The organism is Sphingorhabdus rigui (assembly GCF_014196595.1).
GTDB lineage: Bacteria > Pseudomonadota > Alphaproteobacteria > Sphingomonadales > Sphingomonadaceae > Sphingorhabdus_B > Sphingorhabdus_B rigui.
In genome coordinates, this window is record NZ_JACIEA010000001.1 from 994,981 (window position 1) to 1,018,078 (window position 23,098).

Annotated in this window: 20 protein-coding genes, 1 tRNA gene and 1 pseudogene; 20 read left to right on the plus strand and 2 right to left on the minus strand. The window is 55.1% G+C overall.

The window, feature by feature from the left end:
• Nucleotides 1-17 precede the first annotated feature (17 nt).
• The 6 genes from glmM to GGR91_RS04665 all read left to right on the plus strand — a co-directional run bounded on the left by glmM (nucleotide 18) and on the right by GGR91_RS04665 (nucleotide 6,000).
• Nucleotides 18-1,358, plus strand: a complete 1,341-nt coding sequence (glmM, locus tag GGR91_RS04640; RefSeq protein ID WP_183940517.1) for a phosphoglucosamine mutase — start codon at nucleotides 18-20, stop codon at nucleotides 1,356-1,358.
• Nucleotides 1,358-2,500: a bifunctional hydroxymethylpyrimidine kinase/phosphomethylpyrimidine kinase gene (gene thiD, locus GGR91_RS04645; RefSeq protein ID WP_183940519.1), complete on the plus strand. Its 1,143-nt coding sequence runs from the start codon at nucleotides 1,358-1,360 to the stop codon at nucleotides 2,498-2,500. Before glmM ends, thiD begins: the two co-directional genes overlap by 1 nt.
• Nucleotides 2,497-3,078 carry a ribonuclease HII gene (locus GGR91_RS04650; RefSeq protein ID WP_183940520.1) on the plus strand — a complete coding sequence of 194 codons (582 nt, stop codon included), beginning with the start codon at nucleotides 2,497-2,499 and terminating at the stop codon, nucleotides 3,076-3,078. The genes thiD and GGR91_RS04650 overlap by 4 nt, the downstream gene beginning before the upstream one ends.
• A gap of 211 nt (nucleotides 3,079-3,289) precedes the next feature.
• Nucleotides 3,290-4,420, plus strand: a complete 1,131-nt coding sequence (locus GGR91_RS04655; RefSeq protein ID WP_322788768.1) for a site-specific DNA-methyltransferase — start codon at nucleotides 3,290-3,292, stop codon at nucleotides 4,418-4,420.
• Nucleotides 4,417-5,508: a dihydropteroate synthase gene (gene folP / locus GGR91_RS04660; protein WP_183940522.1), complete on the plus strand. Its 1,092-nt coding sequence runs from the start codon at nucleotides 4,417-4,419 to the stop codon at nucleotides 5,506-5,508. The genes GGR91_RS04655 and folP overlap by 4 nt, the downstream gene beginning before the upstream one ends.
• 72 nt (nucleotides 5,509-5,580) lie before the next feature.
• The gene (locus tag GGR91_RS04665; RefSeq protein WP_183940524.1) at nucleotides 5,581-6,000 is read left to right on the plus strand and encodes a DUF2177 family protein; all 420 of its coding nucleotides are present in this window, start codon (nucleotides 5,581-5,583) and stop codon (nucleotides 5,998-6,000) included.
• Here the strand turns inward: GGR91_RS04665 and GGR91_RS04670 are convergent.
• The gene (locus tag GGR91_RS04670; RefSeq protein ID WP_183940526.1) at nucleotides 5,997-7,424 is read right to left on the minus strand and encodes a sigma-54-dependent transcriptional regulator; all 1,428 of its coding nucleotides are present in this window, start codon (nucleotides 7,422-7,424) and stop codon (nucleotides 5,997-5,999) included. The two genes, GGR91_RS04665 and GGR91_RS04670, sit on opposite strands and share 4 nt — an antisense overlap.
• Nucleotides 7,425-7,578: 154 nt before the next feature.
• Here GGR91_RS04670 and GGR91_RS04675 point away from each other — a divergent pair, with 154 nt between their 5' ends.
• The 7 genes from GGR91_RS04675 (at nucleotide 7,579) to GGR91_RS04705 (ending at nucleotide 13,590) form a co-directional block, all read left to right on the plus strand.
• Nucleotides 7,579-7,713: an aa3-type cytochrome c oxidase subunit IV gene (locus GGR91_RS04675; protein WP_183940528.1), complete on the plus strand. Its 135-nt coding sequence runs from the start codon at nucleotides 7,579-7,581 to the stop codon at nucleotides 7,711-7,713.
• A complete protein-coding gene (locus GGR91_RS04680; protein ID WP_183940529.1) occupies nucleotides 7,714-8,844 on the plus strand; it encodes an NAD(P) transhydrogenase subunit alpha in 1,131 nt (376 codons plus the stop codon).
• Between the two features lie 9 nt (nucleotides 8,845-8,853).
• A complete protein-coding gene (locus tag GGR91_RS04685) occupies nucleotides 8,854-9,135 on the plus strand; it encodes an NAD(P) transhydrogenase subunit alpha (RefSeq protein WP_183940531.1) in 282 nt (93 codons plus the stop codon).
• A gap of 31 nt (nucleotides 9,136-9,166) precedes the next feature.
• A complete protein-coding gene (locus GGR91_RS04690; RefSeq protein ID WP_183941558.1) occupies nucleotides 9,167-10,549 on the plus strand; it encodes an NAD(P)(+) transhydrogenase (Re/Si-specific) subunit beta in 1,383 nt (460 codons plus the stop codon).
• 80 nt (nucleotides 10,550-10,629) lie between these two features.
• Nucleotides 10,630-11,328 (plus strand): aspartate/glutamate racemase family protein, encoded by a 699-nt coding sequence (locus GGR91_RS04695; protein ID WP_183940533.1) that lies wholly within the window; start codon nucleotides 10,630-10,632, stop codon nucleotides 11,326-11,328.
• A 40-nt stretch (nucleotides 11,329-11,368) separates the two neighbouring features.
• The gene (locus tag GGR91_RS04700) at nucleotides 11,369-12,574 is read left to right on the plus strand and encodes a parallel beta-helix domain-containing protein (protein WP_183940535.1); all 1,206 of its coding nucleotides are present in this window, start codon (nucleotides 11,369-11,371) and stop codon (nucleotides 12,572-12,574) included.
• Nucleotides 12,574-13,590: an SO2930 family diheme c-type cytochrome gene (locus GGR91_RS04705; RefSeq protein WP_183940537.1), complete on the plus strand. Its 1,017-nt coding sequence runs from the start codon at nucleotides 12,574-12,576 to the stop codon at nucleotides 13,588-13,590. The genes GGR91_RS04700 and GGR91_RS04705 overlap by 1 nt, the downstream gene beginning before the upstream one ends.
• On the opposite strand, the gene hspQ is transcribed toward GGR91_RS04705, so the two are convergent.
• Entirely contained in the window at nucleotides 13,584-13,934 is a 351-nt protein-coding gene (hspQ, locus tag GGR91_RS04710; RefSeq protein ID WP_183940539.1) for a heat shock protein HspQ, read from the minus strand. The two genes, GGR91_RS04705 and hspQ, sit on opposite strands and share 7 nt — an antisense overlap.
• 132 nt (nucleotides 13,935-14,066) lie before the next feature.
• On the opposite strand from hspQ, the gene GGR91_RS04715 reads away from it, so the two are divergent.
• The 7 genes and pseudogenes from GGR91_RS04715 (at nucleotide 14,067) to GGR91_RS04740 (ending at nucleotide 23,059) form a co-directional block, all read left to right on the plus strand.
• A tRNA-Ser gene (locus GGR91_RS04715) sits at nucleotides 14,067-14,156 on the plus strand.
• 76 nt (nucleotides 14,157-14,232) lie between these two features.
• Nucleotides 14,233-14,439: pseudogene (locus GGR91_RS11765) on the plus strand (DUF6538 domain-containing protein); the annotation flags it as partial.
• A gap of 552 nt (nucleotides 14,440-14,991) precedes the next feature.
• Nucleotides 14,992-15,969 (plus strand): site-specific integrase, encoded by a 978-nt coding sequence (locus tag GGR91_RS04720; RefSeq protein ID WP_183940541.1) that lies wholly within the window; start codon nucleotides 14,992-14,994, stop codon nucleotides 15,967-15,969.
• A gap of 3,256 nt (nucleotides 15,970-19,225) precedes the next feature.
• Nucleotides 19,226-19,924 (plus strand): efflux RND transporter periplasmic adaptor subunit, encoded by a 699-nt coding sequence (locus GGR91_RS04725; RefSeq protein ID WP_246337096.1) that lies wholly within the window; start codon nucleotides 19,226-19,228, stop codon nucleotides 19,922-19,924.
• 82 nt (nucleotides 19,925-20,006) lie between these two features.
• Nucleotides 20,007-21,383 carry a TolC family protein gene (locus GGR91_RS04730; RefSeq protein WP_183940545.1) on the plus strand — a complete coding sequence of 459 codons (1,377 nt, stop codon included), beginning with the start codon at nucleotides 20,007-20,009 and terminating at the stop codon, nucleotides 21,381-21,383.
• 105 nt (nucleotides 21,384-21,488) lie between these two features.
• On the plus strand, nucleotides 21,489-22,178 hold the full coding sequence (locus GGR91_RS04735) for a hypothetical protein (RefSeq protein WP_183940547.1): 690 nt from the start codon (nucleotides 21,489-21,491) through the stop codon (nucleotides 22,176-22,178).
• Nucleotides 22,175-23,059 carry a hypothetical protein gene (locus GGR91_RS04740; RefSeq protein WP_183940549.1) on the plus strand — a complete coding sequence of 295 codons (885 nt, stop codon included), beginning with the start codon at nucleotides 22,175-22,177 and terminating at the stop codon, nucleotides 23,057-23,059. Before GGR91_RS04735 ends, GGR91_RS04740 begins: the two co-directional genes overlap by 4 nt.
• Nucleotides 23,060-23,098 lie beyond the last annotated feature (39 nt).

Below are 23,098 nucleotides of genomic sequence, written 5' to 3' on the forward strand. Positions count from 1 at the left end.
GAACGGCAGGAAGCAAAATGGCGCGCAAATATTTCGGGACGGATGGCATCAGAGGTCGCACCAATACGGGCGCGATGACACCGGAAATGGCGATGAAGGTTGGGCAAGCCGCAGGCACCCACTTCTTGCGCGGTGGGCATAAGCACCGGGTCGTCATCGGGAAAGATACGCGCTTATCGGGCTATATGATCGAAAACGCGCTCGTGGCTGGATTTACGAGCGTGGGCATGGATGTCGTCCAGTTCGGTCCGATTCCGACCCCCGCCGTTGCGCTTCTGACGCGGTCCATGCGCGCAGACCTTGGCGTGATGATCTCTGCCAGCCATAATCCTTATGAAGACAATGGCATCAAGCTGTTTGGACCTGATGGATATAAATTATCGGATGCCGATGAGCTGGCGATTGAGGCATTGCTGGGCGAAAAGCTGACGCTTGCTGATGCCCCCGATATTGGCCGCGCACGCCGTATCGAAGACAGCCGTGGACGGTATATCCATGCGGTGAAGGCGTCGGTGCCGGAACATATCCGTTTCGATGGACTACATGTCGTGCTCGATTGCGCAAATGGAGCAGCATATCAGGTCGCACCAACGGCCATTTGGGAGCTGGGTGCTAAGGTCACCTCCATCGGCGTTGAACCGAATGGCAAGAACATCAACGACAAGGTTGGGTCAACGCATGTTGCGACGCTTCAGGAAACCGTTGTTGCTTCGGGCGCGGATATCGGGATTGCGCTTGACGGTGATGCCGACCGGTTGATCGTTGTCGACGAACATGGCCAAGTGGTCGACGGTGACCAGATCATGGCTTTGCTTGGCTGTGCCATGAGCCGCGCAGGCAAACTTGCGGGCGATGGTATCGTTGCGACGGTGATGTCCAATCTCGGGCTAGAGCGCTATTTGGAGAGCCAGCATTTAAAGCTCATCCGCGCAAAAGTCGGTGACCGTTATGTCCTCGAAGAAATGCGCAAGCACGGCATCAACGTTGGTGGCGAACAATCTGGGCATATGATCCTTTTGGACCACGCGACCACGGGTGACGGTACGATTGCTGCGCTTCAAGTATTGGCGCAGCTGGTCGAAAGCGGGAAACCAGCCAGTGAAGTGCTGCACCTGTTTGATCCGGTGCCACAGCTTTTGAAGAATGTCCGCTTTTCAGGCGGGAAGCCGTTGGAGGATGCGCGCGTTCAGCAGGTGATCGCCGATGCTGAAGCCGAATTGGCTGGCACAGGCAGGCTGGTCATTCGCCCGTCGGGCACTGAACCCGTCATCCGTGTGATGGCGGAGGGCGATGATGCTGCACAGGTCGAGCGGATCGTTGACGGCATATGCGACGCTGTGAGGGCAGCTGCGGCCTGATGCCTCAAAATACACCCGCGCGCGTTCTAATCATCGCTGGGTCCGACAGCGGCGGCGGCGCCGGTATTCAGGCGGATATCAAGACGGTAACCATGCTCGGCGCGCATGCGATGACTGCGATTACGGCAATCACTGCGCAGAACACGCTAGGTGTCGATGCGGTGCATATGGTGCCAACGCAGATGGTCATCGACCAGATCGCCGCCGTCGTGAGCGATATTGGCGTGGATGCCGTAAAAATCGGTATGATTGGCAATGCGGCCACGGCACATGCCGTTGCGGACAGCCTTTCGCAGCTGTCATGTCCGATCATATTCGACCCCGTCATGGTGGCAACGAGTGGCGCTGTGCTGGCGGATGCCGATACCATCTCCGCATTTGAACGGCTTATGCGGCTTTCGACACTGACGACGCCCAATCTGCCCGAACTGCAGGCGCTCGGCGGGAAGGATAGCTTGCTGGAGCGGCGCATATCGTTGCTTATCAAAGGCGGGCATGCGGATGGCGACCAGATTGTCGATGAACTGCACCTCGCGCCGGGCCACAACGAAAGCTGGAGTGACGCGCGGATTGAAACACGCAGCACGCACGGAACCGGTTGCACTTTGGCCACGGCCATAGCGACGGGGTTGGGGCAGGGCATGGAGCTTATCCCTGCCATTGAACGTGCGCGCGTGTTCGTGCGTTTGGCGCTACTCGACGCGCCGGCCCTTGGCCAAGGTCATGGGCCGATGGGGCACCAAGCTGTACGCGAAGATGCGATGGTTGCCGGGCCGTCGCTCAATCAGGTCACCGTTGGTTGCCGCAATTATGCGGCCTCTGTTGATTTTTACAAAGCACTCGGTCTTCAACAGATCGTCGATAGCCCTGACAACGGCTACGCGCGGTTTGAAATGCCCAATGGCGTTACCTTTTCGATCCACCAACATGATGACTGCGCGACATCGACCGTGGTGTATTTTGAAAGCAAGCGGTTGGATGCATGGGTGACCGAACTCACCAGCCAAGGATATATTTTCGAACAAATGCCGCAGGACGAAAGCTGGGGTTGGCGCGAGGCGCGGTTGCTTGATCCTGCCGGGAATATGGTGTGTCTATATCATGCGGGCGAGAACCGGCGATATCCGGCCTGGCGCATATGATATTTGGTGTCGACGAGGCGGGGCGCGGGCCACTTGCGGGGCCAGTGGTGGCTGCCGCAGTATTATTATGCAAACCGCGCCCGTCTGGATTGGATGACAGCAAGAAACTCAGCGCCGCGCGCCGTGCCGCGTTGGAAGAAACCATCAAGCGCCGGTGCCAATGGGCGGTGGGCATTGTGGATGTTGATGACATCGACCGGTTGAACATATTCGGCGCGACGATGTTGGCGATGACGCGCGCGGTTGAGGGCTTGTGTGCTAAGATCGGGTGCGATCCAACGGAAGTGCTGGTCGATGGCAATATGACGCCGTCGGGCCGTCGGCCCGAATGGCGGTGGAATGCGCGGGCCATTGTGGGCGGCGATGCCCTTGAGCCTTGCATTTCTGCGGCATCCATCATCGCGAAAGAACATCGTGACCGGATGATGTGCGAAGCGGCGCAGCAGCATCAACATTATGGTTGGGAACGGAACAAGGGATATGGAACGCCCGACCATTTGGCCGCTTTGCGTCTGCACGGGCCAACGCCGCTGCACCGCAAAAGCTTCGCGCCCGTGTCACAAATGCTTTTGCTGTGAGTTTTTTGTGTCAGTGAGTCATTCGGGCAACACCACTACCGGTTGAGTCCCGTGGGAATCGCAAGACTCCATATCTTGTGCCGGACTCCTTTCGTTCCATATAAATGGCCTTAGATCGTGCGACTCGCGATGAATCCTTATGTTATGAACGTCCTTGACCTTGCCCCCGCGCTGACTCATCGCAGTTTCATTCAGTTTTGAGGAGTGAGCCGTGGGCGTCATCGAGAAAATCAGACCAGCAGTAAAGTCGAAGCCGGTTGAGGTCCATGACCTGCCGCGGAACCAGATTTTGCGGATGGACTGCATCGAAGCCATGCGTTCGTTGCCCGATTGCTCCATCGACATGGTGTTCGCTGACCCGCCCTATAATCTTCAGCTCGGCGGAGATTTGCTGCGTCCTGACAACAGCAAGGTCGACGCCGTAAATGACGAGTGGGACAAGTTTGCCAGCTTTGCCATTTACGACAAGTTTACACGCGAATGGCTTGCCGAGGCGCGCCGCATTTTGAAACCCGATGGTTCTTTGTGGGTGATCGGCAGCTATCACAATATTTTCCGTGTCGGTACCGCTGTGCAAGATGCCGGATACTGGATTTTGAACGATATCGTCTGGCGCAAGTCCAACCCGATGCCCAATTTCAAAGGCACGCGCTTCACCAACGCCCATGAGACGCTAATCTGGGCATCGAAAAGCGAGAAGTCGAAATACACATTCAACTATCGCGCAATGAAGACGTTGAATGATGAGCTTCAGATGCGTTCCGACTGGTTGATCCCCATTTGCGGCGGACAAGAACGGTTGAAGCGCAATGGTACCAAGGCGCACCCAACGCAAAAGCCAGAAGCACTGCTGTACCGCATATTGCTCGCTTGCACGAAACCCGGCGACGTCGTGCTTGATCCGTTTTTCGGCACAGGCACAACTGGCGCGGTTGCGCGCCGTTTGGGTCGTGACTGGATTGGTTGTGAACGCGAATCTGTTTATTGCGAAGTCGCTGAAGAGCGTATCGCCGTCTCACTGCCGTTGGACGAAAGCGCCATCAAAACCATGCAGTCGCCAAAGTCTGCACCAAAGGTCGCCTTTGGCCAATTGGTTGAGGCGGGTTATCTGAACCCCGGCACAAAAATCTTTGACCGGAAGCGCAATTTTGAAGCCGTTGTTCGTGCGGATGGGTCGATCCTGTGCGGGGCCGTTGATGGCTCCATCCACAAGGTTGGTTCGACCATTCAAAATGCACCGAGCTGCAATGGATGGACATACTGGCATTATGCCGCAGCTGACGGCGCGTTGAAGCCGATTGACGATTTGCGTCAGACCTATTTGCTCGCCACGGAACCATGAACAAAATCTATCTTCGTCCCACCGGCTTTGTGGAAAGCCCCCAGCGGCACGAAGGTGAATGCTTGCGGCTCGCGGGCCATATGCTGTGGTTCTCGCAATTTGAAGTTATCCAGCGAACCGCATCGTCAACGCAGCGGCAGATGGTATCCGTCCGCCAATGGAACAAATTTGCGGACGCACTTCCTGACGAGGAGCGCCAAAAGGCGGCCATATTATTCGAACGCATCACTGCGGCCCGGCCAGCATTGCACATGGGAACGCGGACCATCAGGCTGGATCAGCCGCATGTGATGGGCATCATTAACGCCACGCCCGATAGCTTCTCTGACGGGGGGAAGAATGTTGACGTTGATGTCGCCGCCGAAGCTGCCTTCGCGATGTTGAGCGCGGGGGCTTCGATTATTGACATTGGTGGTGAATCCACACGCCCCGGCGCGCCACTGGTGTGGGAAGGTGATGAACTTGCCCGCGTGGAGCCGCTCATCCACCGATTGTCGGGGGCAGGGACTGCGGTTTCCATCGATACGCGTAAAGCCTCGGTTATGGAGGGCGCGGTTCGCGCTGGCGCGGCGATGATTAACGATATTTCTGCGTTGCTATATGACGATCAGGCGCTTGAAGTCGCACGTGTCAGCGACGTTCCCGTTGTTCTGATGCACGCGCCTAGCCAGAGCAGTGACCCGCATAAAAACGGTGTCTATGACGATGTTGTTTGCGATGTATTTGACTGGCTTGAACAACGCATCGCCGACGTCGAAGCGTCGGGCATAAAACGCGACAAAATACTTGTCGATCCGGGCATTGGCTTTGGAAAGTCGCTGACCGAAAATCTCGCGATCATTAACAATCTGTCTGTCTACCATGGATTGGGCTGCGCGATATTGTTTGGCGCGAGCAGGAAGCGTTTGATCGGTGCACTGTCCAATGAATCGGATGCGCAACACCGCTTGGGTGGCTCCATTTTTCTGGCGATGAAGGCGGTGGAACAAGGCGCGCATATCATTCGGGTGCATGATGCCGCCGAAACGGTTCAAGCCGTGCAGGTATGGCGCGGACTGCGCGATGCGGCGTTGACCGCAAGTGTCTAAGCTACCGTTATTTAGCTGTCTTGTTGACAGGGACACCGTGACGCAACAGTTTATGTTCAGGGAGGAACCAAGATGCTCTTGAAATATATAGTTGGTTACATCGCCACCGGGCTTGCGTTCGCGATGATCGACAGCATTTGGTTGCGCAATATGTACACGCGCCTTTACCAGCCAGAGATTGGTGAGCTGCTGATGAAGGGCGGCTTCCGCATGGGGCCGGCCATCATATTCTATATCTTATACATATTGGGCATGATGATCTTTGCCGTGGGGCCTGCGCTGCATTCGGGCAAATGGCAGACCGCATTGCTGTGGGGCGCGATGCTCGGCTTCTTTTGCTATATGACCTATGATCTGACAAACTTTGCCACGTTGAAAGTGTGGAGCACCAAAGTCACCATACTCGACATCATCTGGGGCACGTTTTTGACAGGTTCGACGTCGCTTGCTGGATTTTGGATTACACAGGCGTTGCTCGGCAAAAGCACCTAAGCCGCGTCGCTGATCCCAAGGTCGGCGAGCTTGCGGTACAGGGTCGAACGTCCAATGCCGAGGCGGCGGGCGACTTCGGTCATTCTGCCGCGATAATGCCCTATCGCCAGCCGGATAACGTCCGCTTCGATTTCTTCGAGCGGACGCATATTCCCGTCGTTTTCGTACAGCGTCACGCCGATGCCATCATTGGTGCCGGCACCGCCCGATCCACCATTGTCGGGAACGCCAACGGCCGCCGATATCTGCGGAAATTCTTCGGGTGTAAGCGCGTCGCGTTCGCACAGGACCGCGGCGCGGAACAGCGCGCTTTGCAGCTGGCGGACATTACCCGGCCATTCATATCCGCGCAGCATCGTCAATGCCTCATCAGTGATGCCAAGGCTGCGAAGCCCGGGCTGGCTTGCCATGCGTCCAAGAAAATGACGGGCAAGCGCGGGTATGTCTGACGTCCGCTCGCGCAAAGGCGGAATCGTCAGCTGCACCACATTCAATCGATAATATAGGTCTTCGCGAAATTGACCGTCAGCCAATTTGTTCGCCAATGATGCGTTGCTGGCCGACAAAATACGGACATCAATGCGATAGCTATGCGCAGCACCCAGTGGAGAAATTTCACCTTGGGTGAGCAGGCGCACCAGCCTAATCTGCGTTTCCGGGGGCAGCAAATCCACCTCATCCAGAAATACCGTCCCGCCCTCAGCCTGCTGAAATATACCGATGCGGCGGTCAAAGGCGCCCGCGAACGCGTCTTTTTCATGGCCGAACAATAAAGAGTCGAGCAGATTGGATGCAATCGCGCCGCAATTGACCTTTAGATAAGGAAGCTTCGCGCGCGGGCTTGCGGCTTGAATGGCGTCGGCAACGACCTCTTTGCCAACCCCATGCTCGCCTTCGATGAAGATCGGCGCACGGCTGCGCGCGGCCTTTGCGGCAATCGCAAGCGCTGTGCGCAATGCTGGCGCGGAGCCGATGATTTCTTCGAACGCCAATGGTTGGGTGATTTTCTCGGTCAGCGGGTGAAGTTCACCCAATTCTTTGCTTTTGTCCGCCGCCATGGTCAGCGCGGCAATCAGGCGTTCGGGGGCAACGGGCTTGATGATATAGTCAGAGGCACCGGCGCGCATGGCATCGATGGCCGCTTCGTTCGAGCCGATGGATGTCATCAAAAGGATCGGGAGTGCAGGGCGTCGCGATTTAAGTTCGGAAATCAGCGAGGCAGAATCCGCCCCCGGGACCCATTGATCCAAGATGATAGCGTCCAACATCATGCCATCTTGCGTGCCAAGCATCGCGATCGCGGTTTCTGCATCACGTGCAAAAACCGTTCTCCATCCGGCGCGTGATGCGATAGCCGACACCAACCTGCATTGGGCAGGCTCATCATCGACAAGCATCAACAATCTGGTTTCTTGTTCCTGCATTCACTGTCCGCCAATGTTCATGGACAGCCGTGATAAGACAAATGGGTAAAGACCCGATTAAGCAGTGCATGTATTTTCTTTGCCCATGCCGCTTGAGCATTGGAAAATCACAAGTTAAGGCTGCAACGTAATAAAAGTTTATATGGAGGCTGTTTTGGCACAAGATCACGATTTGGGACCTGCAAAAGAAACCTATGCCGGTTTCATCGCATTGTTCAAATGGGGCACTGTAGTTGCCGTTGTTGCCACCGCTTTGGTGGTCCTCATCATCGCTAGCCGCGCGGCTTAAGTGGTAAAGATCGCTGTACTGAAAGAGACCGCTCCGGGCGAAACGCGGGTTTCCGCATCGCCCGAAACGGTGAAAAAATTCATCGCATTGGGGGCATCGGTCTCCGTCGAGAATGACGCCGGGGCCACGGCCTCTATCGGTAACAGCGATTATGAAAGCGCGGGCGCTTCAGTCGGAAGCTTGTCTTCGGTTCTGAAGGACGCTGACATCATCCTTGGCGTTCAGGGGCCTGACCCCAAGGCCTTGGTCGGCATGAAGGCCGGTGCTTGGCTGGTTGCGGGACTTGATCCATTTGGTCAGCGGTCCCGTGTTGACGCCTATGCCAAGGCCGGCGTGGATGCGCTTGCCATGGAATTCATGCCGCGCATCACGCGCGCACAGTCGATGGACATATTGTCGTCGCAGTCGAACCTTTCGGGTTACAAGGCCGTGATCGAAGCTGCGTCGATATACGGCCGCGCCTTTCCAATGATGATGACCGCTGCTGGCACGGTAAGTGCAGCCAAGGCGTTCATCATGGGGGTTGGTGTTGCCGGGCTTCAAGCCATTGCAACAGCCCGCCGTTTGGGTGCGCAGGTTTCGGCGACCGACGTTCGTTCCGCGACGAAAGAACAGATCGAATCGCTCGGTGCCAAGGCAATCTTCGTTGAGAATGTCGCCGGTATCGAAGGTGAAGGCGCCGGCGGCTATGCAACCGAAATGTCCGACGAATATAAAGCGGCGCAGGCCGAGCTGGTTTCCGCACATATCGCGAAGCAAGATATCGTAATTACGACCGCGTTAATCCCCGGTCGTCCCGCACCGCGGCTTATCTCGGATGCGCAGATTGCGACAATGAAGCCGGGTTCGGTGATATTCGACCTTGCGGTCGCGCAAGGTGGAAATGTCGAAGGTTCAAAGCCCGACGAGATTGTCGTTAAGCACGGCGTCAAAATTGTCGGCTATTCCAACACACCAGCGCATTTGGCCGCGGATACATCCGCACTGTTTTCGCGCAATTTGTACAACTTCCTATCCGCATTTTGGGACAAGGACGCGGGCAGGCCCGTACTACCTGATGACGACGAAATTACCGCAGCCATTCGCCTGACCAAAGATGGCAAGGTCGTGAATGATCGCCTGTTGGCGTAAGGGGGCACCATGGACTTTATTTCAATTTTATCCATCTTCGTGATGGCGTGTTTCGTGGGCTATTATGTCGTTTGGTCGGTTACACCGGCACTGCATACGCCGTTGATGGCGGTTACGAACGCAATTTCTTCGGTCATCATTGTGGGCGCGCTGATCGCATCGGCAGCGGGTGGTTCGCCGACCGCGAAATGGCTGGGTCTGATTGCGGTTGCGCTCGCAAGCGTGAATATCTTCGGTGGCTTTGCGGTTACCGCACGCATGCTCGCAATGTACAAGAAAAAGGAGCGTTAAGTTGGAACATGCTGCTCCTCCCGCATGGGTGATGCTCGCGTATTTGATATCGGGCGTCTTTTTCATTCTGGCTTTGCGCGGGCTTTCGTCGCCGGCCACATCACAACAGGGCAACCGGTTCGGTATGGCCGGTATGCTGATTGCCGTTGTGACGACCTTGGTCACGCATGAAGTCGCGTCATTGCCTGAAATTTTGGGTGCGATTTTTATCGGTGGCGGGATCGGTTGGGTGACTGCACGCAAAATTGCGATGACGGATATGCCGCAACTGGTTGCCGCGTTTCACAGCCTTGTCGGTATGGCCGCAGTCCTTGTTGCCGCTGCCGCGTTTTTGAACCCTGAAGCTTTCGGCATCAATGGCGCGGACGGCCTGATAAACCCCGTCAGCCGCGTTGAAATGGGCTTGGGCATCGCGATCGGTGCGATTACATTCTCGGGTTCGGTAATCGCGTTCCTGAAGCTCGCGGGGAAAATGTCCGGTGCGCCGATCATGTTGCCTATGCGACATGTGATCAATCTGGGCACGCTGACGGCGATCTTGGGTCTCATCGGCTACTTCACGGTTGATCAAAGCCCGTGGATATTCTGGACGATTACGGCACTCGCATTTGTGATCGGCTTCTTGCTTATCATTCCAATCGGCGGCGCGGACATGCCTGTCGTGGTGTCAATGCTGAACAGCTATTCGGGCTGGGCAGCAGCGGCCATGGGCTTCACGTTGCATAATACAGCAATGATCATCACCGGCGCTTTGGTTGGCTCGTCTGGCGCGATTTTGTCGTACATCATGTGCAAGGCCATGAACCGCAGTTTCATTAGCGTTATCGCTGGCGGCTTTGGTGCAGAGGCAGCCGCCACCGGTGGCCCTGCGAAAGAGCAGCGCCCATGGAAGCGCGGTTCCGCCGAAGATGCTGCCTATATGATGCAGCAGGCCGAAAGCGTCATCATTGTCCCCGGTTACGGCATGGCGGTTGCACAGGCGCAGCATATCTTGCGCGAAATGGCCGATGTACTGAAGAAGCAAGGCGTTTCCGTGAAATACGCCATTCACCCGGTCGCCGGACGCATGCCCGGGCATATGAACGTGCTGCTGGCCGAAGCGCAGGTACCTTATGATGAGGTATTCGAGCTTGAGGACATCAACAGCGAATTTGCGCAAACCGATGTTGCGTTCATCATCGGTGCGAATGACGTTGTTAACCCGGCGGCGAAAACCGACAAGACATCGCCCATTTACGGCATGCCCGTTTTTGATGTCGACAAGGCAAAGACCGTGTTCTTCGTAAAGCGCTCAATGGGCGGTGTGGGCTACGCCGGCGTCGACAATGACGTGTTCTACATGGACCAAACGATGATGCTTCTGGCTGATGCCAAGAAGATGTGCGAAGACATCGTCAAAGCCTTGCAGCACTAGGTCACTTCACGCTATCGACGAACAAAGGCCGCCCTGAGCAATCTTGGGGCGGTATTTGTTTCATGTCAGGGGTAGCGAATATGCGTAAACTGGGGTTGATCGGCGGACTGAGCTGGTATTCGACCGAACTTTATTACGCCCGCATCAATAAACAGGTGCTTCGCCGGACAAACGGCACGTGCAACGCGCCTTTGCTGATCGAGAGCCTCAATTTCTGTGATGTCGGCAAAGCGAGCACGGATGAAGACTGGGCCCATGTTGCAGACGTGCTCACCGCCTCTGCCCAACGTTTGGAGCAAGCAGGCGCCACCGCCATCCTCATCTGTGCCAACAGCATGCATAAAGTGTTCGACACGGTTGCTGCGGCGGTGTCCATTCCTCTCATCCATATCGCAGATGCGGTGGGTGCCAAGATGAAGGCGGACGCCGTGCAATCGGCTGCATTGCTGGGAACTGCAAATGTCATGGCCGAAAACTGGTATCGTCAGCGCCTCGTAAAACATGGTGTATCGTTGCTGCCCGCCGAAATGGATGACGTGAAAGAACTGGACCGCATCATATATGACGAGTTGATGCACGGCGTCGTAAAGCGGGATTCGGAGCGGACATTGAAAACGCTCATCACCGAAATCGACCAAGAAGGCATCAAGGCGGTTGTGCTGGGATGCACCGAATTGAGCATGATCATCGACACCAAAGCCAATGTTTTGCCGATCTATGACAGCACAGAAATCCACGCCGACGCTGGCGTTGATTGGATACTGAACACCCAATCCTAATCCCGCTTGCAATTATCATTCTCTAAGGCATGTTGCGCCGATGAGGATAAGAGAGCTGCTATTCGTTGGCGCTGCATTTTGCGCGCTCGTTCAACCTGCTTCGGCAAAGACCATCGCCGTCTCGCCCGGTGAAGGCGCGCAGGAGCGTTTGCAAGAGGCGCTGATAGCTGCGGAGCCGGGTGACGTTGTCGAGCTTGCCGCCGGGCGTTTCAAGCTGTCTGACGGGCTGTCGCTTGACGTCAACAAGGTGACGGTAAAAGGGCAGGGCGGTTCAGTAACCATCCTTGATTTCTCCGGTCAGCAAGGCGCAGGCGAAGGATTGTTGGTAACCTCCGATGACGTTGTGCTGAAAGACTTTGCCGTGGAGAACAGCAAGGGCGATGGCATCAAGTCAAAGGGTGCGGACCGCATCGTCTATCACAAATTGCGCGTGGAATGGACGGGCGGACCATTGGCCACCAATGGCGCATATGGGATCTATCCTGTCGAAAGCAAAGATGTCCTGATTGACTCGGTATTTGTGCGCGGCGCGTCGGATGCGGGCATTTATGTCGGGCAGTCGCGCAATATCGTGGTGCGCCATTCAACGGCGGTTGAAAATGTCGCGGGCATTGAAATCGAAAACAGCTTCGACGCGGATGTTCATGATAATATCGCGACCCGCAATACAGGCGGCGTTTTGGTATTCGACCTACCCAATTTGCCGCAAATGGGCGGACATAATGTCCGGATATTTGGCAATATCATTGTCAACAACATGACCCCGAATTTCGCGCCGAAGGGGAATATCGTGGCCAACGTCCCAACCGGAACGGGCGTCATGGTCATGGCCAACCGCAGAGTTGAAATTTTTGACAATGTCATTGGCGAAAACGGCACGACCAACATCATGATCGTTGGCTATCGTTTTCCTTTTCAGGATCCCAAATATGACCCGTTACCCCGCGAGGTCAGCATCTGGGACAACCAACATAGCCGGGCGGGGTGGGACCCCAAGTTTCGCGGCGGCACCGAAATTGCAGCCGCCATGGGCGGAAGCTTCCCAGCGATATTCTGGGACGGCGCTGGTGGATCCGAATATACGCCGGTCATTCAGGACGACGTCCCCGCGCTATCGCTTGGGCTGAAAGACATTGCCGCCGACACCGCAATGGCGCAACCGGCACCATTGGCCCGTGCAACATCGCGGCCTGCCAGATTGCCCGCGATCATTATGCCCGAAGCAATGGAAGCTGCCATCCGCTAATGCGTTTTGTAGTGCCGTTTGTGCTGGCTTTTGCAGCCGCCGTGGCAACGTCGGCTGCGTCGGATGATCCGGCAGCTATTGCCATTGCTGGTCCGCAAAATCCGGCGACTTTATCGGCTTTCGGATTTTTCGATGGCGGCGCAGAACGGCCATCGCCCCGACTGATACCTTATGAACTGCGTACCCCGCTGTTCAGCGATTATGCCGCAAAACAACGCTTCATCTATGTGCCCGAGGGCACCCAAATTGGTGCGGATGCCGACGGCAAACTGATCTTCCCGGTCGGTAGCGCCCTTATCAAAAGCTTCGGTTATCCGGCAAAGTCGGGTGGTCTGAATGTCATTGAAACCCGGGTCTTGTTGCATCAGGCGCAGGGCTGGGTTGCCTTGCCCTATGTGTGGCGTGCGGATGGTAAAGATGCGGATTTACGCGTTGGCGGTACAAGGGTGCCGGTTACGTTCGCCCATGGTGGCAATGATCTGTCGGTAAATTACAGCGTGCCGAACAAGAACCAGTGCAAGCAATGCCACTCGGCGGCAGGAAATATCATGCCGATAGGGCCAGTATGGCAAAATATGGCGTTTCCACGGGCGGCCGACGCACGCGCTATCGTAAAGGCAGTGCCTTCGCTGGCGCGGCTTCAGCCATATCCGAAATGGGATGACAGCCGCACGGGGTCATTGGAAGACAGGGCGCGACAATATCTAAAGGTGAATTGCGGCCACTGTCATGCACCCCAAGGCTCCGCAAGCAATAGCGGCCTGTTTCTGGATGGTTCTGCGACAGGCGCTGCGGCACTAGGTATCGGCAAAAGGCCAGTCGCGGCGGGCAGGGCAAGCGGCGATCTTGATTTCATCATCGCACCCGGTCAGCCCGACCAGTCCATTTTGATAAAACGCATGGAAAGCACTGATCCGGGCATCGCGATGCCAGAGCTTGGGCGCTCAACGGTGCATGAAGAGGGCGTGGAATTGTTACGGCAATGGATCGCCGCCATGCCGTCCAATACTCACTGACGCATTAAGCGCTTTAACTTATACTGGTTGCCATCCCAACCTTCAAACACCGCGCCAATGCCGGGGTGGCTGACCGGCCCTTGTTCGCGGTCTGGCAGCAAATTTTGCTGGCTAACATACGCGATATAGCTGCTTTCGGCATTTTCCGCGAACAGGTGATAAAATGGCTGATTTTTGATCGGCCGAATGGGTTCGGGTATTGATTCATACCACTCGTCGCTGTTGGCGAACACCGGATCGATGTCGAAAACAACACCGCGAAAGTCAAAAATGCGGTGGCGGACCACATCACCGATGGAAAATGCGGCTTCAGCTTGTTCGGGAAGAGGAATTTGTGACGTCATGAGACTAATATCATGCCTAATGCCCTGCAAATCAACCTTCAGTCTTGGCAAAGCGAAAAACATCAGTTAATGGCCCCGCTCTGTCATCAGGACGCGCCGGTTTGCCGGCAACGACCAGTCCTAATGATTTGCGGAGAGATGGCTGAGTGGTCGAAAGCACCGCACTCGAAATGCGGCGTGCCGGTGACGGTACCTAGGGTTCGAATCCCTATCTCTCCGCCACATTTTTAAAAAGCCTAGGAAGCCCGCAAACCCTTGTCTAGTAACGGGTTTGTGACTACTCAACTAGTACAGTTGGGTGGTACAGAGGGGGTGTCAGAGCTTGTCTAGAACAACGGGGCTGCAACGTAGGCAAGGTGGTATTTACTATCTGCGTAGGGCTGTGCCGCAGGATTTGCGGGTGAACTTTGGACGCAGGGAAATAGTTCGTTCCTTGCGTACGGCTAATCATGCAGAAGCTCGAAGCGCGTTCGCACGCGAATGGCACTCGCTTGATGACGAATTCAACCAAGTTCGCGAAGCTAACGTCCAGAGATCAGAGGGTGCAGCCCTTACAGCCGAACAATTGGATGCTATGACGGCGTCGTACTTTGCGGATTTGGATAGGCGCTTAGGCGAGCAGTTAGGGGAGTACTCTCCCGATGACATTGGCGAATACGTTCAGCTGCTACGGCAGGAAATAGATGATCATCGCGTTTCAAATGACGAATGTCGGCACGTTCAACCTGTAGCGGTGCAACTGTTGCAAAATGCCTATCGCTCGGATTTGTTAGGGCAGCCAAGCTTTTGGACGCTTTGTCATCGCCTGAATGACGCATACATTGAGGCGCTAGAAAGGCAGTGCCACCGTGTGAGCGGTCGTCGGGAGCCCATTCCATTGTTTACTTGGCTCGAAGGAGGGGGGCGGTCGAATAATCCCAGCGTAACCCCACGTAGGGGGGTGGGTGTTCAATCTCGGTCTGGGTCCGGTATAACTCTTGCCGCTGTTATTGAGGCTCATGATAGCGATCCCAGCCGTAGGGCTAATGAACGGACCAGAACCCATAACGCAACTGCGATGCGTGCTCTGACTGAAGTAGTGGGACCTGAAACGCCTATCGCGGACGTTACGCGCTCCCATGTGATAGCGGTGAGAGATTTGCTTTTGCGGACGCCCTCTAATGCCACCCAACGCTATCCGGGTCTAACGCTAGAAGCTGCCGCTGAACATGAGGCCCAGCAAGCCAACTCGAGGACGCTGGACCGAAGCACCGTTAACACCCAAATTAATTGGGTAACAGGACTTTTTGCATTTGCAGTTCGGGAGCAGTTTGTAGCCAGTAACCCGGCCCAACGTCTTTCGCTTCCGTTGATAGGCGATAGAACCAATAAGCGCGAAGTTTGGAAACCGGAAGAGCTCAACCTTCTCTTTGGCCAACCGATTTACTCTGGCTGTCAGGATGGCGACCGCAATTGGAAAAATCCCGGGAACGCTCGTCCGCGGCAAGGACGCTTTTGGGTACCCCTTTTATGCCTATTTCAGGGACTACGCATGAACGAGGCATGCCGCCTCTACGCAGATGATTTATCGAACGAAGGTGATATTTGGATACTACGTATTGCTCACAATCCAGAGCGCAATCAGAGGGTCAAGAATGATACGACTGCCAGCGTTCCACTGCACCCTATGCTCGTTAAGCTCGGTTTCCCATCCTTCGCACAGCAGAACGGGTCGGAACTCTTTCCCGAATTGAGGCTCGACCGAAATGGCTACGCCTCAAACTACTTCTCTAAGTGGTTCGCGGCGCTGCAGAAGGCGGCTGGCGTTCGCAGGAAAGGACTATATTTCCACTCGTTCAGACATAACTTCAGGGACGCGCTCAGACAGGCGAGGGTGCCTATGGACCGTTCTCACGCACTAGGGCGATGGTCTGACGGCGGAAGTGCTGCTGAGCGGTATGGCGAAGGTTTTCGCCCTATTGATCTTGCTCAGGACATTTCGCTTGTTGAGTATCCGGGGCTGGACATACGACATCTTATCGCCGAACACTTTTAAAGTATTACGAATGGGGTGGGGGCCTCTATAGAGTGCAACGAACGAGCACGTTTTCAAAGTATCCGAACACCGTCTGCAATGCAGTTTGCAACGGGTTGCAAATTCCATGATCACACTAGGTGATTTTGGACGGCCAACCGTCACTGCGGATTCAGCACAAATCGACAAGCTTGTCCTTCGTACTACCGGCAGCATCAGGTGGCTTTCATCCAGCGTGCTGGGCGGTGCGCCGGTCTCTGAACTTGTGGGCTGGCTGGTGGGGCGGCGTTCGATCTTTGGGCGAAGGATGGCACGACACTTTAGGCTTGTTCGGTCCAATCGGTTTGACGCTACTCGGCTTACGCTGGCCGACCTCCCATCGGGAGAAGAGTGGTGCTTTGGGGTAGACCTCCAGCTGCATCCCCCTCGAGCGAGCGCACCCGATGTTGTGGGATACACTTTGATTGTTACGCTTAACCCGACGCGTCAGCTTGCGGCGACGGATGGACGCACGCCACGTATAGGAGCGATTGATTCCCTAAGATCATCGCAATCCGGAGGAGGAGCTAGTTGGACGGCGTCCAACGTGCTTCCCGAACGAATTGCAATGCACCCCGTTGCAGATTGGCACTGGGTGGATGCTGCTCGCGACGTTGCAGATGACACCATGGCATTCGTGACAGAGCAGCTTTTTGGCGATGGGGTGGGCAACACCCCCGAGCGGTTATGGGAAGTAAATACTTCTCCCATTACCATTTCGGAGATTGAGTGCTTCTGGGAATTTCGCGACGCGCAACCACGTCAGACAGTGCAACAACTATGCGGTGCGTTTACAGGAGGTGGCGCGGTAAGTGCCGCAAATCGCTACACCGTTAGCTATGAGGGCATGTCCTTATCGCTCCGCTCCCGCATTCGCCAATCCGTTGAGGCGGTGCTTTATCCGAAGAATGATGAAAGAGTCAGATTAGAGGTACGCTATGGACAGGTTTCCCGCGCCGGGCTCCGTTTGAGCGAACTGAACTTGCATGACAAGTTTCGTGTTATCGCAGATGACGCGGCCGCGAGAGCAGGGGTAGTCCTGCGGACGGTGGCGCCGTACTTCAGGGCATCATCGCAGCGTGCCAGCCCAATTCGATATGCAGAGTTGGCGGGGGAGATTGCATATGTAGTAGGAGGGCAGCCGCGTCGCATTACCGACGTAATGACCGAGCTCCTCTTAAGAGGCGGGATTACTGCTGGGGATGGACATCTTCTCTCCCTGAACGAAGCTGCAAGACTTGTGCGTGCGAATGTCTTAGCCCGCCGAAGGATGTCTCGAAGCAGGCACGGGCGTTCTTTTCAACTAGGCTATTACTTCTTACCTTTATGCCGAACTGAGCCTCTGGCTTCGTCAACTCCTTGATCCGTTTATCGTGATACTCGTTTTCTTCTACCCTAGGGAGAGATTGCATTCTGTTCGATTGGTGTTACATAAGCAGCAACGTCCGTTGTTGTTAATGTTACAATTATCGTGCAACGGGGTGCAAAATCAGCGGGTGCTCATCAACATCTGTATCATGCTGATCACTTATTCGGTCGTGCGGCAACGCTAGCCGAACCCCGGTCCTGAAGGCTCCCGTCTGCGGAGATATGGGCGCAAAAGATTCGGTTAGGTGGAGCTCTGACAAACCCGCATCATAATAGGGGCGTGGTCGAAAATATGAGTGAGAGCGTAACTACGACTGCGCATCTCGTCGCCTCATGTCGCGCCATCGATCCGGAACGGTACGGAGTGTACTCGCCCACCGTTTTTCCTTTGCTAGATCGTCCTTGTTGGCTGTAATTCATATCGATCAATGTTGGGAAACAGCCATTGCTGTTAGCCAAAGTTGATGGTCGTTTTTCCACTAGCGAATGCAGACTGTTGACGACTTAGCACGTTACAAGTTGACTTTCCGGATCGTCCAACATTACTGCTTATGTCGCGAACAACCAGCGTCCGCTGTCAGCAGGGTATGACATAACCTCAATTGACCGACGTTGGGGGCAAAGCTGCCGTTCGGCACTTGGGTATTTGCTCGTACCGTATACAAAACCCGAGCCGCTGGGCATGATAGGACTTTGTGCAACGGGTTTCAAAATGCCTCGGTCAGAATGGTCTAGGAAGAGTTCGGAGCATATTACAATTTTGACCTAGGAACACATAAAAGGGTTGGTTGCAGAATACGACCTGTTGCTCTCGGAAGTCCGTCTGACGGGGAGGGGCGGTCGAAAACTCTTACCGAACGTTGGCGTGCCCCCTGCTGTGATATGTCCCATCCGCTGCGACCGCAAATTCGTTGCTGCGCCAACGTACCATCGGGGAGCAAGTCATCGGTATCGGCCGGCGGAGTGTCCACTCGGTCAGTGTGCCATTCGACCTAGCTTTTTGCAACCACTGGCAAAATCCGGTTACGTAGAAGTCGTCCCGCGTTGGCGGTAGTCAGGGAACGAAGCGTGACCAGTAAAAATCAAAATGCAATTATCATAAATCGAACTTAAGTTCGGTCTGTCGTGACCCAACTAGGTCGATTTGCGTGAGTAGTGAAGCAAGAGGCGACAAAGAATTATCAGTTTTCAAAACACGCAGAATATGCTATAGAAATTGCTATAGAATGTGCGAAAAGGTTGTATATAAAACATTGTTTTATATTGATCTTTATCAATAGGCTCGTTTCCAGCCCCGCCACGATGCAAAGAAGCTAAATTTCTGCATTATATAAGTCTTCTTGCGAAAATTGATAACGTTACGACATTTTGCTCTGTGAGGATTTGCTATTTTCTGCGATCCATGAATAACAAGACTGATAGTGTAACCGAAAGTTTAATGCGTCGGTCTTGGCTAACCCCATCAACGTTGTGCCCCAAAATAGCGGAGGCGTCCCACAAGGGTCTTGTTTTTCGATCGCTTATGGCTCGAAGTGGCATCGCAGCCATAGGGCCTGGGAAACTTAAGTGCCGTTTTTCACCGCGCACCTAGCGTCGTTCGGCTGACCGTTTACGCTAAGCCGTAACGCGGGAAATGGGCCAAAAGCCGACTGAATGCTGCGTGTGACGAAAAAACAGAAAACGACCTTTTCCACCAACCGAGCCACCGAGCCCTTCGTCAACACTTTGAGCGAACAGACGAAAGTACGAAAAGACACAATTGTTAACTTTACCCAATACAAAATTGGGTCACTATATTAATTATGGGTAAAATAACGTTGAAGGGTATCTTGCCGTGAGGGCACAATTCGTTGGCGTCGTCGTCTTGGCGATGACAGGCCTGTCTGCTCAGGCCGTGCCACTTGCGCGGCAGCCCTTGCCTCATCAAGTAAGTTGTGTTGTGTTGCCGGGCCAACAGGTCATGGTCGCTAGTTCATCGCCTGGAATCGTCCGGGCAGTTTTGGTCCAGCGCGGGCAATTTGTGCGTAAAGGACAGCCCTTGCTGCGGGTTGGTTCTGAGATGGAATCTGCGCAAAAGCGCTTGGCAGCCACGAAGGCGGAAGCGGCCCGCCGGAAGCTGCAACGTTTTTCCGAGGCTATAGAACAGCAACTTATTTCTGAACTTGAACGTGACCAGCTGGAAGCTGAGTCTCGGCTTGCCCAACAGGAATTTGAAATCGCTAGCCGTGCTGTTCAGCAGAAAACGACCCTCAGCCCCATTTCTGGGGTGGTCGCCAATCGCAAGGTTGAGCCGGGTCAATATGTAGGCACAGAGCCCGCATTCGAACTGGCGTCGCTTGATCCGTTACGGGTTGAGCTGGTGTTTAAGGGTAAAGCGTTTGGGACGGTTCGCCGAGGAAGCAAGGTCAACGTCATGTTGGGCGCCCCGGTGCAAGGCGTTCGGCAAGGGACTGTGACAATTGTTGACCGATCCCTCGACGCCCGCAGCGGCACATTCGGAGTTCGGATTTTGCTGCCAAACCCTAGGTTGAAAATTCCATCTGGGGTTCAGTGTAAAGCATCGACGTAACTCCACCAGTTAGGGCTCTCGGGGCGATGCCATGTGTTCGCGTAAGCTTTTTAGTTTTGGGACGATTTAGGGGGAATAAGTGATGGTAAAGCGAGTGGCTTTTGCTGCCGCGCGGGCGATGCTAGCGGCCAGTGCGACGTTAGTTCTGGCCAACGCCCATGCCGTCCATGCTGAAACGCTCATGGATGTCGTGCAGTCAGCCCAAGAAAACGATCCTGAATACCGGGCTGCACGTTTTCAGAACCAGGCCGACGCTGAGGCGACACGTCAAGCGTGGGCGCGTTTCAAGCCGCAGGTACGTGCATCGGCTGCAACAAACCTGACGCGTCAGGAAATCATAAGCAGCGACAATTCAGTTTATGACATCGGCAAAAATAGTTATCCCGATTATGGTTATGAGGTCCGGATCGACCAATCCCTGTTCGATTTTCAGAATTGGGCTGGCCTCCGTGCCGCACGAACTCTGCGTCGCCAATCAAGTGCGCAGTTTGAAGTCGCCAAACAGGATTTATTGCTGCGGGTAGTCGAGCGTTATTTTACGTTGCTTGCAGCGCAGGAAGCTGCATCGGCAGCACGCGCAGAAGTTCGCGCGATTGACGCGCATGTGAAGCTTGTATCTAGCAAATATGCGCGCGGGGCGGTGCGATATGCCGAGCTGCTCGACGTACAGGCGCGGTACCAGATGGTCTTGGCGAAACAAATTCAGACAGAATCTGGGATTCGGGATGCGGCAATTGCGATTAAGGAAGTTACGGGAGTTTACCCCGGCAGTCTCGATGACTTGTCTGATGCGATGACAGTTGCCACCGTTACGCCAGATGAGCCGCAACATTGGGTTGATCTGGCCGTGCAGAATAACCCGCGAATTATTGCCGCAGCACATGCCGCGCGGCGGGGTGATCAGCTAATCGCCGTCGAAAAGGCTGCCGGATATCCCACGCTCAATCTTCAGATGTTTCATGATCGGCGCAAGACCGAAGGTTCGTTATTCGGCGGCGGCAGCGACATCAGCCAGCTAGGCGCACGAGTCCGGTTGGACGTTCCCATTTCAGCGGGTGGACAAGTTCGCTCTCGCGTCAATGAAGCGCGCGCGCTTTACGAAAAGGCCGTAGCGGAATCAGTGCGGACATCCCGTGGTGTCGAGCGGCAGACACTTTTGTCGATCGACAGCATCAATACAGCCGCCGCACGTGTTGGGGCGCTTAAGGCTTCGTTGGACGCTCAAGAAAAGGTTGTTCAGCAATTAAATGCGGCATTCCGTGCAGGCGTTTCTGCGTCGGTCGATTATCTTGATTCCGAACGGGACTTATTCCAAGCGCGCGCCGAATATTTGCGGGCTCGCTACGATTTCGCCCTGAACACGGTTCGGCTTAGGCACGCCCTCGGGTTGCTTTCGATCGATGATATCGCTGAGCTCTCCGGGAAAATGGCACCCGTGGCTCCGAGCGACGGCGGTTAAAAAGCCTTGTCGGTTCCACTCCCTTCTGTTCAAGCTTATGGGTATGCGGACCATTTAACTGCGTTTGTTCGTGGCGTTGCTAACGCAGCCGGCGTTGAGAAGTCAGTGAAGGCAACCCCTGGAGGCGTGGAATCGGACCGGTTTCTGCTGTCTTGGGCCGCGGACGGCGCGGGGAGTGGGGACCTTCTGAATCTTTTCGACGACCTCGCCTTGCCCGGCGAGGCTCAGGATGAAATTGTTGCGGACATTCCAACCGGTGCATTTTTTCACCTTGGGTATGAAGGTGCCGCAGCGCCTAGGGTCAAATTTTATTGCGAACATAAATCGGCGGTCGCTGCATCCCGAATGACGCTTTACACCGCGTGGAAATGGCGTCCGCAGGCCCCCCATGTGGTTTCTGTCGACGAATATCGGGAACGCCGCGTTGAATCACAGCAGGCGGCCGAAGAAACCATTCTTGCGACCTTTGGCGGCAAAGCAGGCGAAATCGAACAAGGATTTCTGGACGTCTTGAAGCAGTGCGCGGCAAGCGGCGAAATCCCACTGCTGCTTGACGTGCGCCGCCGGGGTGGCGGGCGGAACTCTTTTGATATGCGCTGCTATGGCTCGCAGCTTCGCGTGCATAACATTTCTACTCTAATTGACTCTGCCGATCGCGAGCTGGAATGCCGGGGGCAGTTCGCGCAGGCGCTCGAGGCGCATGCCGACGCTGAGTTGGGGCATATTGCAGGCGGTATCGATGACGACGGCACGGCGTTTTTGACGATCTATTATGGGGCGAGGGCCCTGTCATGACATTGGCGCTGAGCGACTTTCCGATCGAACGGATGCGAGCCGACGACCCATTCCGTGATTTTTGTCTGTGGGATTATGTTCCACCCCGGCCGCCAGCAGCAGACGCCATAAGTGGCGTAAACCTGCTCTACGCGGCTGCGGCCATATCGGATAGTGCCCACGACTATCGGGATCTAGCAGCTACTCTGCGACGATCGGTCGGATCATTCCGGACGGTGTGGGGGGTAAAGTGGCACAGCGGCATAGCATCGGCTGAATTTTATTTTTACGACTACGCTCGGACCGACCGTGCGGTACCATTTAAACATATCGCTGCTGCGTTCGCGCCTGTCGCGAACGTGACTATATGCCCGAGCGAGGCGTTGCCGTATTTCATGGCATCCATCGAAGTGCCCTTCGCTGTTCCGGCGCATCGCCCTGAGGTCCGTGCTATCGACATTTATGTGGGGAATCCGGACGAATCCGGGATCAGTTCGGGGCTCTGCTATGAGGTTACCGAAGACGCAATCCAGTTCAAGAATCTGTATTACTTCTTCGATGCGCGTAGTGACTGGGATTCCGTTCTGGCAAAGGCTGCATGTTCTGCACACGTGCCGCTGGGATCCGTGCGGGCCGAAGCTGTTTTCCCGGATTGGTTACGTGAAGCACGCGTCGTCGTGGTCGCGAATAAGCGGCTCACCGATGGAGTATATTTTTCCGGCATCAGCGTCGATGCGCTGATCCAGTTTATGGAGCAGTTTGCCTATCCGGGTGAGCTAATCAGCTTCGCCCGGGAAACCCGCGATCGATTGGCCCATCTCTTGTTTGACGTGGGTTATGATTACCGGGTGGAGAACGGCCGCGTCGTTTTTGGCAAAAGTAGTATCTACAATGTATTGTGACCAAGGCTCTTTCGATGCGCGCTGGCCACAGCGTAGTTG